Genomic DNA, 16,177 nt, shown 5'->3' with positions numbered 1-16,177 from the left:
GAACAAGGGCGGCCATGGCCGCCCTTGTTTCATTCCGGCCTCTTGCGATAGGTATGTACCGCGATCTCGGCGTCGAGTCCGCTGAGGTCGTTGGCCGCTGCGTCGATCACGGTGTCGCCTTCCAGGCTCGTGGCCGTGATCTTGCCGCCCTCGATGCCCGCGCCCACGGTGGCGACGCTGGTATCGCGGCTGCTCCAGCTCAGGTCGTGCCGGATCGGCCGCTCGATGCCGTCGCTGAACAGGCCATGGGCCTGGGCCTGCAGGCTGTCCCGCAGCTCCAGCTCCGCGTCGTCGGTCGACAGGCGCAGGGCCATCAGGTCGAGGTCGCGGGCCTCGATCGGCCGCGTGTCCACGGACAGCCCGGCGGATTCCAGGGTGTAGCGGAACCGCAGAGGCTCATCCGCCTGCAGCGGCTTGATCAGGCGGCCCGCCGTATCGGCCGACTCGCTGTAGCCGGCTTCGTCACCCTCCAGCAGTTCGCCGGTCACCTGGGCAGCCAGTTCCTGCGGCGGTGCCGAGGCATCCTCGAACAGCCCGAGGATGCCGACGTACTCGCTGTACCCCAGGGGCAGCACGACACCCGGGGCCTGCTCGTAGGAGAGCTGCAGCTCGCGCAGCGGCCCCAGCTGCAGTTCCCGGCGTATCGCGCGGCCGCAGAGCGGCAGCGAGGCCTCCAGGACGAAGGGGGTGTCCACCGGACCGGTCAGGGCCTGCAGCGTCGAGCCGCTGATGCCGACCGGGGCTCCGGCCGTGACCACGCTCCAGGCCGCCACGCTGGTCAGGTCCAGCGCCACGCTGCTTTCCGCGGTCGTCGTCTCCAGCTTGAATTTCTGGCTGGTCTCCGGCGCCATGCGCGTGAGAGCGGGCGTGATGCTCAGGTCGCCGATGGAGGTGGCGCTGATGCCGTACTGCGCGCGCAGGCCGGCATAGTCCGCGGTGATGGTCGCCGAGCCGGGCCGCAGCACGATCACGGTGCCCTGGGCGTAGTACAGCCCGGTGGCGCCCGGGATCGGGATGTCGCCGTTGCTGACGATCGCCACGCCGGTGTCGTTGCTGGTCCAGGTGCTGCGTTCCGACACCGCCTCGAACGTGTCCTCGCCCTCGCCGCTGAAGGTCGCCACGGCCGTCAGCTGCACGGCCGCGCACTCGTAGCTGTCCAGCGAATCGCCGCCGTAGACAGACGTCACCTGGATCTTCACCGGGCGCCGGCCGTCACCGACGCCGCCGGAGCAGGCTGCCAGCGCCAGGAGCGCGGCGGCGGCCGGAGCCGCCGCCGTCCTCATTGCGGAACGCTTCACTGCGGGAAGAACAGGATGCGGTTGTTGTTGCGGTCGCTGACGTAGAGCACGCCACCGTAGATGAAGGCGCCGGATGCGCCGCTCAGCGTGGTGCTGGCCGGCGTGTCGTCGCTGTCGCCGTCCTGGTCCGCGTCGTTGGCCGTCACCGAGGTGAAGCTCTCCTGGCCGTAGACCTCGCTCGCGGCCAGCCCGTTTTCCAGCGGGAAGGCGTTGTAGCGCAGCACGCGGTTGTTGCCGGAGTCCGCCACGTAGATGCGGGTGCCGTCGGAGCCGACGCCGAAGGGAGCGCGCAGCGTCGAAGCCGAGCTGCCCGCCGAGGAGCGGCTGAAGCCGCTCTGGCCCATGACGTAGTCGGCGTCGGCGCTGGACTGCTGCGGGAACAGCGCCCAGTACAGCACCCGGTTGTTGCCCGAGTCCGTCACCAGCAGGCGGAAGCCGTCGCTCCAGAGGCCGGCGGGCTTGTTCATCTCGTCGGCTTCGTCGTCGGCCTCGCGCGTGGTGAAGCCCGGCTGGCCCAGCACCAGGTCCGCGGCGGCGCCGTTGGCGGTGGGTACGCTGTTCCAGACCAGCACGCGGTTGTTGTTCTGGTCCGCCACCACCAGCCGTCCGTTGGCGATCACGGCCGCGGTCGGGAAGGCCAGGTTCGTGGCGCTGGTGCCGGAGGTGGAGGAGACGAAATCCGTCTGGCCCACGACCACGTCGGGCAGGTCGCCGGCGGAATCGGGGATCGTGTTCCAGATCAGCACGCGGTTGTTGCCGGAGTCGGCCACCACCAGCTTGCCCTCGCCGGTGAAGACGGCGCCGGGCAGGGCCAGGCGGTCGCGCGCCGTGGCCGGCGTGTTGGCAGTGGCGCTGGACTGGCCCAGGACGAAGCTGGCGGCCGTGGCCGGCGTGGTGGGCACGGCGGCAAACCCGAGGATGCGGTTGTTGGCCGTGTCGGCGATGAACAGGCGGGTGCCGTCGCTGGCGACGTTGCCCAGCGGCTGGGCCAGGGTGTTGCTGGCCGTGGTGGCGCCGCGGTTGGGGGCGCTGCCCTCGTAGTCGGCCTGGCCATAGAGCCCGAAGGCCTCGATCAGGTCGGGATCGTCATCGCCGCCGCCACCGCCTCCGCAGCCCGCCAGCAGGGCCGGCAGCAACAGCAGCAGGGCGGGTACGGCAGGGCGCAGGCCGCGCGCGGACGGGGTCGCCGACATCGGGTATCTCCAGGGAAATAGGGGAGCTCCATGATTTCCCGGGCGGCGGCGCTACGGCTGCAAGGCTTTGTATGAAAACGTATCCAAGTCTTTCACGCGGTCAGCGGCAGGCACAGTTCCACCGCGAACGGGCGATCGCCGCGGCGCTCGCGCAGTTCCACCCGGGCGCCATGCGCGGAGGCCACGCGCTGGACGATCGCCAGGCCCAGGCCGGCACCGCGGCCGTCGCGGGCGCGGTTGCCCCGCTCGAAGGGTTCGATCAGGCGTTGCCATTCCCCCGGATCGATGCCGCGCCCGTGATCCTCCACGCTCAGGCGCAGGGCATCGCCGTCGCGCCGCGTGGCCACGCGCACCGGCGCCAGGCCGTGGGTGAGGGCGTTGTCGGCCAGGTTGCGGATCAGGCGCAGCAGGCCCAGCCGGCGGGCGCCGACCTGAAGCCCGCCGCAGGCCAGGTCCAGTTGCAGGCCCTCGTGGCGCTGCAGGGCCGTGCGCACCAGGGCATCCAGTTCCAGGCTCTCCAGCGGCTCGTCCTGCCCGTCGCGCACGAAGTCGATGCACTGGTGCACGATGTGGTCGATGTCGCGGATGTCGGCCATCATCGGCCGGAAGTCGCCCGGATGGTCGGAGGCATGCAGTTCGATCGCCGCCTGCAGCCGCGCCAGCGGCGAGCGGATGTCGTGCGACAGGCCGGCCAGCATCAGTTCGCGTTCGCGCAGGCTGCCGCGCAGCTTCACGCTCATGCGCCGCAGCGCCTCGCCGATCTGCCGGAACTCGCGCGGGCCGCTGGGAGGGGTGGATGGGGCGGCGCCGCGCTCGATGTCGCCGATGCCCTCGAGCAGGCGCCGGACCGGCCGGCGCAGCAACAGCGACAGCAGCAGCACCGCCGCCAGCATCAGGATGCCGATGGTGGCGAGGTTGATCAGCGTGAAGTGGCGCCGCATCGCCTTGATCGCCGCCTCGTGTTCCGGCGAGACCACGCCGCTGAAGCGCCGCACCACGGGCGGTGCGCCCGGCTCGCCCGCGTCGCTGCGCAGCACCTCCACGCGCGTGCGCAGCGGCGTCTCGAAACGGGTGGCCGGCAGGCCCAGCAGGCTGCCTCCCCCCGCAGCGCCGACGAAACCCACGCGGGCCATGCTCGTCACGCCGGCGGCTGGCACCGCAGGCCGCGACGGTTCCTCGCCGGGTGGCGGCGGAGGAGGGCCGGGCAGGGTGCGGAACAGCAGGTCGTCCGGCGGCGGGAACAGGCGCAGCAGAGCGAAGTTGAGCAGGGGGCTGGCGAGCAGCGCCGCCGCCACGATCAGCCCCACCCAGTTGCGCAGGCTGACCTTCACGGTGCCGTCACCGCCGTATGGTCGGGCACGAAGATGTAGCCGCGGCCCCAGACCGTCTGGATGTAGCGCGGCTCGGCGGCGTCCGGCTCGAGGATGCGGCGCAACCGCGACACCAGCAGGTCGATGGAGCGGGACAGGGTCTCGCCGCGGTTGCCGGAAACCATGCGGTGCAGCTCGTCGCGACCCAGCACGCGCCGGGCGTTCAGCGCCAGTGCCTCCAGTAACTGGTACTCGCCGGTGGTGAGCCGTACCGGGACACCCTCGCGCTTCAGCACGCGGCTCCACAGGTCCAGCTCGAACTCGCCGAAGCGCAGCGTTTCGCGGGTGGCGGGAAGCCCCGGCATGCCGCGCTGCCGCGTGCGCCGCAGCACCGAGTGGATGCGGGCCACCAGCTCGCGCGGGTTGCAGGGCTTGCCGAGGTAGTCGTCGGCGCCGACCTCCAGGCCGATGATGCGGTCCACGTCGTCGCCGCGCGCCGACAGCATGATCACCGGCGTCGAGGGCGCCAGCTCGCGCAGGCGGCGGCACAGGGCGATGCCGTCGCCGTCGGGCAGCATCAGGTCCAGCACCACCAGGTCATAGGATTCGCGCTGGATGTAGCGCTGGGCGGAAGCGGCGGTGCCGACGCCCTCGGCATCGATGCCGTGCTTCACCAGGAATCCGGCGATCAGGTTGCGCAGGCGCTCGTCGTCGTCGACCAGCAGGACTTTGGGGTTCATGGACATGGTCGGACCAGCCTAAGTACGCAATGGAATGGGAAAAAGGGTTTTGCCGGAGCCGGATACAGCCTGATACGAATTGCGACAAATGCGGGGCGGACCCGGGCAGGCGGTGGCCGATACCTTCGCCCCAGTTTCCTGAAGACCCCCGCCGAATGCCCGTCAACCTGCCGCTGCAACGCTGTATCCCCCTGCTGGCCTGCCTGCCGCTGCTGGCCGCCTGCGAAGCCCAGCTCGATGTCGACCTGACCGATGGCCCGATCGACGGGGCCGAGTCCGTGGTGCTGCACCTGACCGGCATCCAGCTGCTCAGGGAGGACGGAAACCGCGTGACGCTCGACCTCGACCGCGAGGTCGACCTGCTGCAGTACCGCAACGGCTCGACGCTGAGACTGGTGGAGGGCGAGGAGGTTCCCGCCGCCCGCTACGTCGGGGCCCACCTGGTCTTCGCGGAGGACGGCTCCTACGTCGGCCGCAGCGACGGCAGCCAGGTGCCGGTGGTGCCGCCCGAGACCCAGGAGTTCGCCGACCTGGACCTGGACGTCGGCGACGACGACGAGGCCAGCCTGCTGCTGGACCTGGAACTGCGCTTCTCCCTGGACGACCAGCTTTCCACCTACGGCAACTATGCCCTGGCCCCGGTCCTGCGGGCCCTGGATCCGGAGGATGCGGGTGAAGTGTCCGGCAAGGTCGCCAACGCCCTGGTGGAAGACGCCGACTGCCGCCAGGGGCGTAGCCTGCTGCGCGGGGTCAGCGTCTATGCCTACGAGGGGACCGGCGTCACCCCGGTGGACTACGCCCGCAGCCGCGTCAGCGGCACGCAGCCGGTGTCGGCCACGGCGGTCTACGACGACGGCGACGGAGGCTACCGCTACCGTTTCGCCTTCCTGCCGGAGGGCGACTACACCCTGGCGCTGACCTGCAATGCCGACAACGAGCAGCCGGCAGTCGTGAACGACCTGGATTTCCAGCAGCGCCGCAATGTCACCGTCGACGCGGGCGAGACCCGCAGCATCGCCTTCACCGCCGAATAGGAGCGACCCCATGCCCACCATCAAGCTGTCCATCGGATCCGGCCTGCTGATGCTGGCCCTCATGCTGCTTTCCGCCGGCGCCCTGGCGCAGCCGCCGCTGCCGGCGGACTACAACGAGGATGGCCAGGTGGACCGGGCCGAATGGCGCGAAGGCGCCGCCGCCCGCTTCCGCGCGGCTGACCGCAATTCCGACGGCTACCTCGACGCCGCCGAGCAGAGGCAGTTCCTGCCGCGGCGCTTCGTGCTGCGCCTGGACGGCCCCGGCGGCCAGGCGATCCCTCAGGACCGCCTGAAGTCCGCGCCGGCCCTGGTGCGGGCCCAGGGCACGCCGCCGCCGGCACCGCGCGATGCCAACGGCGACGGATTGCTGGAGCTCTCCGAGGTCCAGGCCCAGGCCGACGAGGCCTTCACGCGGATGGATGCGGACGGCAACGGCGTGCTGCAGGATCAGGAGTTGATGCCGCCGCCGGCGTTCTGAACCCTGAAATCCCTCTCCCGTTGCGGGAGAGGGATAGGGGACAGGGCATGGATGCGCAAGGGAGGGCAGCGCAGGAGCAGTTGCCGAGAGGGGTAAACCTCGCTGGGATCACCGCCCTCTCGGCTGCTCACCTCACTTGATCAAGCCTTCAGCCCGCATCGCGCTCTGCACCGCCGGCCTTCCGCCCACCCGCTCCATGTACGCCGCCAGGTTCGGGCGCGAGGACAGCAGGTCGATCTTCAGCACGCGGCTCCAGCCGGTCACGGTGAAGAGATAGGCGTCGGCCACGGTGAACTGGTCGCCGGCGATGTACTGGCGGCCGCTCAGCATCTGCTCCACCGTGTCGTAGCGGCGCTGCAGCAGATCGATGAAGGCCTGCTTCATCTCCGGGGTGCTGTTCGGCTTGAACAGCGGGCTGTAGCTCTTGTGGATCTCGGTGCTGATGAAGTTCAGCAGTTCCTGCAGCTGGTAGCGCTGCAGCGTACCGTTCTCGGGCGCCAGGCGGGCGGCCGGACGCTGGTCGGCCAGGTACTGGACGATGGCCGGACCCTCGGTCAGCACGGTGCCGTCGTCCAGTTGCAGGGCGGGGACGTAGCCCTTGGGGTTCACCTGGGTGAAATCGGCTCCCGAGGCGGTCTTCTTGCTGGCCAGGTCCACCTTCTCGGTCTGGGCGGCAAGGCCGGCCTCATGCAGCACGATATGCGGGGAGAGGGAGCAGGCGCCGGGGGCAAAGTACAGTTTCATGGGTTCTCCTTGGGATTGTGTGTCGGCTCGGGATGACTGCGGCCTGCAGCATAGGCGGGCATCGGCACCGGAAAAACCGGAATTTCCTGAAGGGGTCCTTCAAAATGACTGAACTCCCGCCGGCCGCTACACTCGTGGACATGAAGAACGCGACCCTGCTGCGCCTGTCCCTGCTGCCTCTGGCCCTGGGCCTGGCGGCCTGCGAGTCCTCGCTGGATATCGACCTGGCCACGGTCAACCGGCCGGTCGATGCCGAGCGCATCAGCGTCCGCATCAGGGCAGTGGAACTGCAGGACGAGGCGGGCGGCACCCGCCGCATCGAGACCGATGACCGCCTGGTCAACCTGCTGGACTTCCAGGGCAGCGAACTGCTGAGCCTGGTCGGCGGCGAGGAAGTGCCATCCGCCCGCTATCGCAAGTTGCGCCTGGTCTTCGACGAGCGCGGCGCCGAGATCGAGACCGACGACGGCGAATTCCCGATCCGTGTGAGCGATCTGCAGCCGGGGGCCGACATCGACATCCAGCTGTCGGACGACGATGACGAGACCGAGACGCTGCTGGCGGTCCTGGACCTGCGCTTCTCCTTCTCGCGCCAGACCCAGCCGGACAATCTCTACCGCCTGCGCCAGGTGGCCACCGCGGGGCGCTCCGGCGATCTGGGCACGCTGGTGGGCCAGGTCGACGAGGACTACGTCCAGGGCGGCGGCTGTGCCGGCAGCGAGGAAGAAGGCTTTGCCATGTACCTGTACCGGGACGACCGGCGCAACCAGCTCACCGACTACGCCGCCGACGTGACCGACTCGCCCCTGGTATCGGCCAGTGTTGTGCGACCCGGCGACGAGGGCGATTTCAGCTACCGCTTCCGCGGCCTGCCCGCCGGGCGCTACACGGTGGCCTACACCTGCAAGGCGGACCTGGACGATCCCTTCACCCGCCAGGACACCCTGGTGTTCCGCGATGCCTTCCTCGTCGATATCGAGGAAGGCGGTACGACCACGCGCGATTTCTAGGCCGGCCGTGCGCGTCCTGATCGTCGAGGATCATGCGGACATCGCCGAGTCGGTCGGCGAGTACCTGGAGCAGCGTGGTCATTCCGTGGACTACGCCCGGGATGGCCTCGCCGCCTTGCGCCTGGCCACCCAGGAGACCTACGACGTGCTGGTGCTGGACCGCCTGCTGCCGCGCATGGACGGCGCCACGCTCTGTGCCCGGTTGCGCGGCGAGCATGGCCTGAGCGCGCCCGTGCTGATGCTGACCGCGCTGGATACGCTGCCCGACAAGGTCGCCGGCTTCGATGCAGGGGCGGACGACTACCTGGTCAAGCCTTTCGAACTGGCGGAGCTCTATGCGCGCCTGACCGCCTTGCACCGCCGCGCCAGCAACCGCGTGGCCACGCCGCAGCTCACCGCCGGCGACCTGGTGCTGGACACGCGCACCCGCGAGCTGCGTCGGGCGGGGCGGCTGATCCCGCTGTCGCCGACCCTGGGCAAGCTGCTGGAGCACCTGCTGCGCAACGCGCACCGGATCGTGCCCCGCGAGGAACTGGAGTACCTGCTCTGGGGCGACCAGCCGCCGGACCAGGACTTCCTGCGCGCCCACATGCACAAGCTGCGCGAGGCGATCGACCGCGACCAGCCGCGCAAGCTGCTGCATACCTACCGCAGCATCGGCTATCGCCTGGCCGACATCGAAGGCAGTTCCTAGCCATGCTGCGCCAACGCGTCCGCCGCATCGTGCTGGGCCTGTCGGTGGCGGCGGCGCTGCTCGGCGCAGGCGCGCTCTACGTCGCCGACGAGGCCATCGAGGATGCCGCCATCAACGACATGCTGGCGCAGCAGATGGACGCCATGCTCGAGGCGGACATCGCGCCGGAGCCGCCGGAGCAGCAGGCGTCCGCGCTCAAGTACTTCCGGCCTGCGCGGGGCGGCCCCTTGCCGGCGGAACTCCGGGGGCTGCCCGAGGGCATCACCGAGCCGGTGGACATCGGCGGCGAGCCCTACTGCGTCTACATGCGGCGGGTCACGCCCGGCGACGCCGCCTACCTGGCGTATCCGGTGGCGTTCGTCGAGCAGCGCGAGTCCTGGCTCTGGCTCGGGGTGTCCATCACCGCCCTGCTGGTGTTCCTCGGCACCTGGATCGCGGCGGACCGCACGGCCGACCGGGTACTCAAGCCGTATCACGAACTGCTCGAACAGGTGCGCGCCCTGGATCCCAGCCAGCGGCACCTGCGCATCTCGGTGCCGCGCGCCGACGAGGAGCTCGACCTGGTGGTCAGCACGCTCAACCGCCGCCTGGAGGACATCGAGCGGCTGATCGAGCGCGAGCGCGCCTTCTCCGCCGCCGCGAGCCACGAGCTGCGCGGCCCGCTGATGGTGATTTCCGCCTCGGCCGAACTGATGCGCGAGCGTGGCGATGCCGCGGTGCTGAGGCCGTTGCAGCGCCTGGAGCGCGGTGCGCGCGACATGCGCGAAATCCTCGATGCATTGCTGGCGCTGTCGCGCACGCGCGAGTCGCCGCCGCTGAAGGAGAACCGCCTGGACGAACTGCTGCCGGAAGCAGCCGAACCGCATCTGGACGAGGCGGCCGCCGCGCGCGTGCACTGGCAGCTGCTGCCCGATGTGCTCGTGGCGCCGCCCGGCGCCGTGCGCGTGGTATTCACCAACCTGTTCCGCAATGCCCTGCAGGCTTCCGCCGCGGGGCAGGTGTGGGTGCGCATGGCCGACGGCTGCGTCACCGTGGACGACGAGGGCCCCGGCGTGCCGCCGGACGCCTTGCCGCAACTGTTCGAGCCCGGGTTCCGCGCCCGCGACGGCGGTTCCGGCATGGGCCTCTACATCGCCCGGGTGCTGGCCGAGCGCTACGGCTGGGAACTGCGGCTGGAAAACCGGCCGGAGGGCGGCGCACGGGCGCTCTGGCGCTACCGGGCCGGCTGAGCGAGGCAGACAGCCGCCCCGGACGGGACTATGATCGGCCATGGAGCCCGGGACATGTTGCCGGTCGCCGGGGGTTCGTCGTTCGTGACAGGGAGGTCATCATGCGTCGTCATCACTGGTGTGGTTTGCTGCTGTCCGCTTGCATCCTTCCGGCCCAGGCGGCCGGATTCCTCGAAACCCTGCTGAGCCGCACGACCGCTACGGTCGGGACCCTGGCTGGCGGCACCACCGAAGCCCTGGATCCTCTGCTGGTCGGGGCCACGCAGCTCACGCCGCCCTACCTGGATCATGTCGTCATCCGGCTGCAGGGCAACAACCTGGTCCTGGCCGCCGGTACCGCGGCCTTCGACGCGACGTTCCAGCACAACGGCCGTACCCGCCGCTTCGTCGTCGTCCGGCCCGAGCCGGCCGCCGCCGGCGCTCCGGTCCTGCTGCTGTTCCACGGCAACGGCGGCACCGCCGAGAACCAGGCCAACCTCACCGAGGTGGCCGACCTGGTGGCGGCCGAGGGCGTGTGGGCGGTGATGCCGGCTTCCGTGGACGGTGTCTGGGACGATGATCCCGCGCGTCCCAAGGGCTATGACGACGTCGGGTTTGCAGCGGCGGTGATCGCCCAGTTGCAGGCCAACTTCTCCATCGACCCGCAGCGCGTCTACGCCGCCGGCCTGTCCAACGGCAGCTTCATGACCATGCGGCTGGCCTGCGAGCTGAGCGACCGCATCGCGGGCTTCGGCATCGTGGCCGGCAGCCTGACCGGCGGCCTGGAGAGCGCCTGCGCTCCCGTGTCTCCGCGGCCGCTGATGCTGGTGGCCGGCAGCCGCGATCCCATCGTGCCGTACAACGGCGGCCGCATCGGCGTGCGCTCCGTGCCCCAGGCCTTCTCCTTCTGGCTTGGTCGCAACGGCTGCAATCCCGCCCAGACCCTCAGTTCGGCGCTGCCGGACATCGCCAACGACGGCACCACGGTCGCGCTGCAGGCCAACAGCAGCTGCAGCAGTGGCAGCGAGGTCCGGCTTTACACCGTCACCGGCGGCGGCCATGCTTGGCCCGGGGGCTGGCAGTATCTGCCGGTGCCGTTGATCGGCACCACCAGCCAGGACATGGACGCGACACAGGAAATCTGGGATTTCCTGCGCGACGCACACCTATAGGGAACGTATGCAGCCCATCCTGCAGCACGCCGTGCTTGATTCACTGTTGCAGGAACACGCGGAAGCGCTCGGCGGTGACGCCGTGGCATACCGCAATCATTGCCTGCGCGTCTTCAACTACTACTGCTGGCAGCGTACGCCGGACGAGGAAGAGCAGCGCCACGCCGCCGTGGCGCTGGCCTTCCACGACATCGGCATCTGGACCGATGGCACCTGGGATTACCTGGATCCCTCCTCCAAGCGGATGCGCGAGTGGGTGGCGCTGCGGGCGCCCGACCTCGACGTGGAGTGGATCGATGCCATGATCCAGCAGCACCACAAGATCACGCCCTGGCGCGGCGCGCATCCCGGCCCGGTCGAGGCTCTGCGGCGTGCCGACTGGATCGATGTGCTGTTCGGCTTTCTGGGCTACGGCGTGTCGGCGGATTTCCGCCGCGCGGTGAAGGCGGCGCTGCCGGACGCGGGGTTCCACTGGCGCCTGGTGCGGCTCACCGGGCGGCGCCTGCTGACCCGGCCCTGGAGCCCCATGCCGATGATGCGCTGGTAAATCCATCCCCATCGGCGCCCTCCGGGCGCCGCGGTCACGGTACTGTCAAACAGCCGCCCTAGCGTTGCCCGCTTCGATCCGGGAGACGCCATGCGGGGCTGGGGCTTGGGGGCTGTGCTGTTCGCCATGCTGGCATCGGCTGCCTGCCAGTCCTCGCGGCCGGAATCCGCCTCCGGCAGTTCCGGCGCCGTACTCACGGCGGTGGAGCAGGGCGGTGAACTGATCGTCGGCGACGGCCGCAGCGAGCTGCGCTTCTCCCGCGAAGGCTGGAGTAGCCAATGGCGCGACGCACGAGGCACGCTGCTGCGCGATGCCGAGGCTCGCGGCGCGGATTCCAGCGCCAATCCGGACTACGAGCGCTTCAACGACAAGCAGGATGGCATCGACCAGGCCTATCCCGGCCTGCCCGAGCTGTCCTACCGCCCGTTGTCCTACCTGACCGCCGCAGGCTGGCAGCGCGTCACCGGCCTGGACCGCTGGCGCCTGGCCGGAGATGTCCTGGAGATCGAGGCGCGGACCACGGACGGTGCCGGCGCCAGCCTGCGCTACCGATTCGCCACGGACGGCGCGCTGGAGCTGCGCTTCCGCCCGCATGCGCCGGCCGTGCAGGCGGTCTCCACCGCCTGGGACAGCCCCGAATCGCAGCACTACTACGGCGGCGGGCAGCGCTTCTCGTCCTTCGATCTGCGCGGCAGCAGCCTGCCGCTGTGGATCAGCCACGGTCCGCGCTCCAACCGCGCCACGTCCACCAATGAGATCGCCGCCAGCTTCTTCTGGTGCCCCTGCGGCTGGGGTGCCTGGAGCCCATCCGACGCGCGCGGCGAGATCAACTTCGCCGAGAGTGCCGAACGCGACGATGCCCTGCGCATCGCCCAGGAGACCGACACGCTGGAGCTGGTGCTGTACCGCGGCCGTCCGCGCGACATCCTCGGCGCGCATACCGCGCGCGCCGGTCGTCCGCGGTGGACGCCGCCGTCCTGGATGTGGCGCCCCATGGTCTGGCAGGACTCCGACACCACCACCGATACCGTGCGCCGTTTGGTCAACGGCATGCGCGAGCGCGACATCCCGCTGGGCGCGGTCTGGCTCGACAATCCCTGGGACGCCGGCAAGGCCAGCTTCGACTTCGACCCCGAGCGCTTCGAGGATCCGGATGCGCTGATCCGCGAGGTTCGCGACCAGGGCGTGCGCTTCATGGTCTGGCTGTCGCCCTTCGTCACGGGCGATTACGAGATCCTGGCGCGCGGCAAGGGCTGGGTGGTGGAAGGCTCGCGTCCGGACGGCAACGACGCCACCTACTACCCGGCGCGCGGCATCGACCCGCACCTGGATTTCACCCACCCGGACGCCGTGGCCTGGTGGCAGGACGGCCTGCGCCGCCTGATCCGCCGCGGCATCGACGGCGTGAAGGTGGATCGCGGCGAGGAAGACCTCTCGGAGGGCGCGGCCTGGCACAACGGCCTGCCCAACCGGATCAACCACAATGCCTACGTCGATCGCTACCACCGCGCGATCTTCGAAGCCTTCCAGGCCGAGCGCCCCGGCGGCGATTTCGCGATCTTCGCCCGCGGCGGCTGGAACGGCTCCGGCCGCTGGGCCGGCCACTGGGCGGCGGACAACGGCAGCTTCTTCGGCGAGCTGGGCCTGACCCAGGCGCTGCGCTCCCTGCTGTCGCTTTCGGTCAGCGGCTTTCCCTACAACGGCTCCGACATCGGGGGCTACGCCGGCCTGCGCCAGGACATGGGCGAATCCGCCGCCGGCTTTCCGTTGCTGACGCCGGGCGAGAGCCTCTATATCCGCTGGACCCAGCTCGGCGCCTTCTCTCCGGTGATGCAGACCCCGGTGCCGCCCTGGTGGGTCAGCGAGCGCAGCGTGCAGGTCTATCGCCGCTACGCAGTCCTGCACGACCGGCTGGTCCCCTACATCGATGCCGCCGCACGCCTGGCGGTGACCGAGGGCGTGCCCATCGTGCGGCCCATGCCCTACGAATATCCCGAGGAGCCGCTGGCCCTGCAGGCCGACGACCAGTACCTGTTCGGCCCCGATCTGCTGGTGGCGCCGGTGACCACGCTGCTGGAGGGCGGCCTGCCGGCCGGGCTGCGCATGGTGTTCATCCCGCCGGGCCGCTGGGTCAATTTCTGGACCGGCGCCGTGCAGGAAGGCCCGCGCCGCATCCCGGTGCTGGCGCCGCTGGATCAGGTGCCGCTGTTCGTGCGCGAGGGCGCACGGCTACCGCCCGGCGTCTCCGCCGCCGAACTACCCGAGTGATTCCACGATGAAGCGACGCGATCTCCTCAAGGCCGGCGCCCCGCTGCTGCTGGCCCCCTGGCTGCCGGGTTGCGGCAGCTCCTCTTCCTACGCCAACGGCGGCCAGACGCCGCCGGGCGGCAGCAGGAACATCGCCCGCGGCCTGCATGCGAGCTGGACCGGCGATCCGCACGGCAGCCGTGCCATCACCTGGTTCACCGACGGGCTCAACGCACCGGAAGGCGTGGTGGAGTTCGGCCAGGGCCATTTCAGCCAGACCGTCCGTGCCGTGGCCTCCCAGGCCTACGACATCGACGTCCTGACGCATCGTGCGGAACTCGGCGGCTACGATCCCGGGAAGCCGCTGCAGTACCGCGTGCGCCACGGCGGCGACTCCCTGTCGGCCACTTACACGCTCAAGCCCATGCCGCGCGGCGCCTTCCGCTTTGCCCACTTCGGCGACCACGGCCTCAGCGGGTTCTCGCGCCTGGTGCGCGAGGGCATCCTGAGCCGCGGGGTGGACTTCGTGCTGATCGCCGGCGACCTGTCCTATGCCAACGGCGACCAGCCGGTCTGGGACGACTGGTTCAACCAGCTGGAGCATCTCAGCGCCTCCGTGCCGGTGCTCTGCGCCGCCGGCAACCACGAGGAGAAGGACGGCAACGGCTCGGCCTACAAGACCCGCCTGTCGCAGCCGGGCAACGGCCGCTACTACAGCTACGTTCTCAACAACGTGCAGTTCGTCATCTCCACCGGCGGCGCCTTCGTGGCCGACGGCACGCTGCTGGCGGAGCTGCTGTGGCTGGAGACCACCCTGGCCCAGGCTTCGCTGCGCCGCGCCCGCGGCGAGATCGACTTCATCGCCTTCGTCCAGCACTTCACCCTCTGGACCGACGAGGAGGGGCGCAGCCCCAACAACCCGACGCTGGTGCTGCTGGAGGAGAACATCCTGCTGCGCTACGGCGTGGACCTGCTGCTGGTCGGGCACGACCACGAATACCAGCGTTCGCACGCCATGGCCTTCGGCCAGCCGCGCGAGGGCGGCTACGTGCAGGTCTGCGGCGGCGGAGGCGGCGTCGGCATCCGCAGCTTCAGCGGCCAGAGCGCCTGGAGTGCCGCGCAGCACCTGCGCTACAGCTTCATCGAATACGCCGTGGAAGGCCGCAGCATCAAGGCCCAGGCCTGGGCGGTGGACACGCCGGAGCTGCAGCCCTCGCGGGAGCTGACCCTGATCGACGAATTCGAGCTGACGGCGCGCTCGCCGCAGGCGCGCAACGACAGCGTCAAGCCGATCCGCGACGCCGGCAGCCTGCTGGCGCAGAGCGGTGCCAACTGGCGCTACGTCGAGGCCCATACCCGCCTGCGCAATGCCCAGCACCTGAAGCAGGCGGTCTGGCACGAGCACGCCTGAAGCCGCTCCGGGCGAACAGGCAAGGCATGACGGACAGGGTTGGAAAGGCTTCCGCGAGAGCGGAGCCTGCCTCAACCGTTGTCGATCAGCATCGCGTCGCCGTAGCTGAAGAAGCGGTAGCGTTGCGCCACCGCGTGACGGTAGGCCGCCATCAGGCGCTCGTAGCCGCCGAAGGCGCTGACCAGCATCATCAGCGTGCTCTCCGGCAGGTGGAAATTGGTCAGAAGAGCGTCCACCACCGCGAAGCGGTAGCCCGGCGTGATGAACAGCCGCGTCTCTCCCTCGCCGGGCTGCAGGCCGTTCTGCACCGCCGCGGACTCCAGCGCGCGCGTCACCGTGGTGCCCACCGCCACCACGCGGCCGCCGCGGGCGCGGGTGTCGGCGATGGCCTGGACCAGGTCAGGGGAGAGCGCATAGCGCTCGCTGTGCATGCGGTGCTGGCTGAGGTCGTCCACGCGCAGCGGCTGGAAGGTGCCGGCGCCCACGTGCAGGGTCAGGGTCGCCGTGCGCAGGCCTCGCGCCCGCAGCGCCGCCAGCAACTCCTCGTCGAAGTGCAGGCCGGCGGTCGGCGCGGCGACGGCCCCGGGGTTCTGCGCGAACACGGTCTGGTAGCGCTCGGCGTCCTCGCCGTCGGGCACGTGGGTGATGTAGGGCGGCAGCGGCAGGCGGCCGGCGCGCTGCAGGAAATCCATCACCGCGCCCGGGCCGTCGTAGCGCAGGCGGAACAGGTCCTCGTCGCGTCCCAGCACGGTCAGCCGGTCCTCGCCGACCTCGATCAGCCCGCCGGCCTGCGGCTTCTTGCTGACGCCGAGCTGGGCCATGAAGTCCTGCTCGTCCAGCACCCGCTCGACCAGGATTTCCACCTTGCCGCCGCTGGGCTTGCGCCCGAACAAGCGCGCCGGGATCACGCGGGTGTCGTTGAACACCAGCAGGTCGTCCGGCCGCAGCAGCTCCGGCAGCTCGCGCACCTGGCGGTCGGCCAGGCCGCCGCCGGGCTGCAGGTGCAGCAGGCGGCTGGCCGAGCGCCGCGCCGCCGGATGCTGGGCGATCAGCTCTTCCGGCAGCTCATAGTGGAAATCCGACTTGCGCAT

General features: G+C 70.2%; 15 protein-coding genes. 9 read left to right on the top strand and 6 right to left on the bottom strand.

The features are described 5' to 3' along the window. Positions 1-29: 29 nt before the first annotated feature. From C3942_RS01960 to C3942_RS01945, 4 genes are all read right to left on the bottom strand, one after another. A complete protein-coding gene (locus C3942_RS01960) occupies positions 30-1,283 on the bottom strand; it encodes a hypothetical protein (RefSeq protein ID WP_104228647.1) in 1,254 nt (417 codons plus the stop codon). Between the two features lie 11 nt (positions 1,284-1,294). Next, entirely contained in the window at positions 1,295-2,491 is a 1,197-nt protein-coding gene (locus C3942_RS01955; RefSeq protein ID WP_104228646.1) for an NHL repeat-containing protein, read from the bottom strand. A 92-nt stretch (positions 2,492-2,583) separates the two neighbouring features. Further along, a complete protein-coding gene (locus C3942_RS01950; RefSeq protein ID WP_104228645.1) occupies positions 2,584-3,822 on the bottom strand; it encodes an ATP-binding protein in 1,239 nt (412 codons plus the stop codon). Continuing rightward, positions 3,819-4,541, bottom strand: a complete 723-nt coding sequence (locus tag C3942_RS01945; protein WP_104228994.1) for a response regulator — start codon at positions 4,539-4,541, stop codon at positions 3,819-3,821. The genes C3942_RS01950 and C3942_RS01945 overlap by 4 nt, the downstream gene beginning before the upstream one ends. A 155-nt stretch (positions 4,542-4,696) precedes the next feature. Between C3942_RS01945 and C3942_RS01940 the strand changes: the two genes are divergently transcribed. Both C3942_RS01940 and C3942_RS01935 read left to right on the top strand, forming a co-directional pair. Continuing rightward, positions 4,697-5,575, top strand: coding sequence for a DUF4382 domain-containing protein (locus tag C3942_RS01940; RefSeq protein ID WP_165797281.1), 879 nt, complete (start codon positions 4,697-4,699; stop codon positions 5,573-5,575). 10 nt (positions 5,576-5,585) lie between these two features. Continuing rightward, positions 5,586-6,053: an EF-hand domain-containing protein gene (locus C3942_RS01935; protein WP_104228643.1), complete on the top strand. Its 468-nt coding sequence runs from the start codon at positions 5,586-5,588 to the stop codon at positions 6,051-6,053. Positions 6,054-6,185: 132 nt separating this feature from the next. Here C3942_RS01935 and gstA read toward each other — a convergent pair whose 3' ends face one another. Then, a complete protein-coding gene (gene gstA, locus C3942_RS01930; protein WP_104228642.1) occupies positions 6,186-6,797 on the bottom strand; it encodes a glutathione transferase GstA in 612 nt (203 codons plus the stop codon). 104 nt (positions 6,798-6,901) lie between these two features. Here gstA and C3942_RS01925 point away from each other — a divergent pair, with 104 nt between their 5' ends. The 7 genes from C3942_RS01925 (at position 6,902) to C3942_RS01895 (ending at position 15,086) form a co-directional block, all read left to right on the top strand. Further along, the gene (locus tag C3942_RS01925; RefSeq protein WP_165797280.1) at positions 6,902-7,807 is read left to right on the top strand and encodes a DUF4382 domain-containing protein; all 906 of its coding nucleotides are present in this window, start codon (positions 6,902-6,904) and stop codon (positions 7,805-7,807) included. A gap of 7 nt (positions 7,808-7,814) precedes the next feature. Further along, on the top strand, positions 7,815-8,501 hold the full coding sequence (locus C3942_RS01920; protein ID WP_243393490.1) for a response regulator transcription factor: 687 nt from the start codon (positions 7,815-7,817) through the stop codon (positions 8,499-8,501). 2 nt (positions 8,502-8,503) lie between these two features. Beyond that, positions 8,504-9,730, top strand: a complete 1,227-nt coding sequence (locus C3942_RS01915) for a sensor histidine kinase (protein WP_104228639.1) — start codon at positions 8,504-8,506, stop codon at positions 9,728-9,730. A 101-nt stretch (positions 9,731-9,831) separates the two neighbouring features. Next, positions 9,832-10,881 carry a CE1 family esterase gene (locus C3942_RS01910; protein WP_243393489.1) on the top strand — a complete coding sequence of 350 codons (1,050 nt, stop codon included), beginning with the start codon at positions 9,832-9,834 and terminating at the stop codon, positions 10,879-10,881. Between the two features lie 7 nt (positions 10,882-10,888). After that, complete coding sequence (locus C3942_RS01905) at positions 10,889-11,428, top strand: phosphohydrolase (protein WP_104228638.1); 540 nt, start codon at positions 10,889-10,891, stop codon at positions 11,426-11,428. 90 nt (positions 11,429-11,518) lie between these two features. Then, positions 11,519-13,696: a glycoside hydrolase family 31 protein gene (locus C3942_RS01900; RefSeq protein WP_104228637.1), complete on the top strand. Its 2,178-nt coding sequence runs from the start codon at positions 11,519-11,521 to the stop codon at positions 13,694-13,696. A 7-nt stretch (positions 13,697-13,703) separates the two neighbouring features. Next, positions 13,704-15,086, top strand: coding sequence for a metallophosphoesterase (locus C3942_RS01895; protein WP_104228636.1), 1,383 nt, complete (start codon positions 13,704-13,706; stop codon positions 15,084-15,086). A gap of 71 nt (positions 15,087-15,157) precedes the next feature. Here C3942_RS01895 and queA read toward each other — a convergent pair whose 3' ends face one another. Beyond that, the gene (gene queA, locus C3942_RS01890) at positions 15,158-16,177 is read right to left on the bottom strand and encodes a tRNA preQ1(34) S-adenosylmethionine ribosyltransferase-isomerase QueA (protein ID WP_104228635.1); all 1,020 of its coding nucleotides are present in this window, start codon (positions 16,175-16,177) and stop codon (positions 15,158-15,160) included.

It is taken from the genome of Solimonas fluminis (genome assembly GCF_002930645.1).
In the GTDB taxonomy this organism is placed as follows: domain Bacteria; phylum Pseudomonadota; class Gammaproteobacteria; order Nevskiales; family Nevskiaceae; genus Solimonas_A; species Solimonas_A fluminis.
This window is presented reverse-complemented; position numbering and strand designations above follow the sequence as displayed.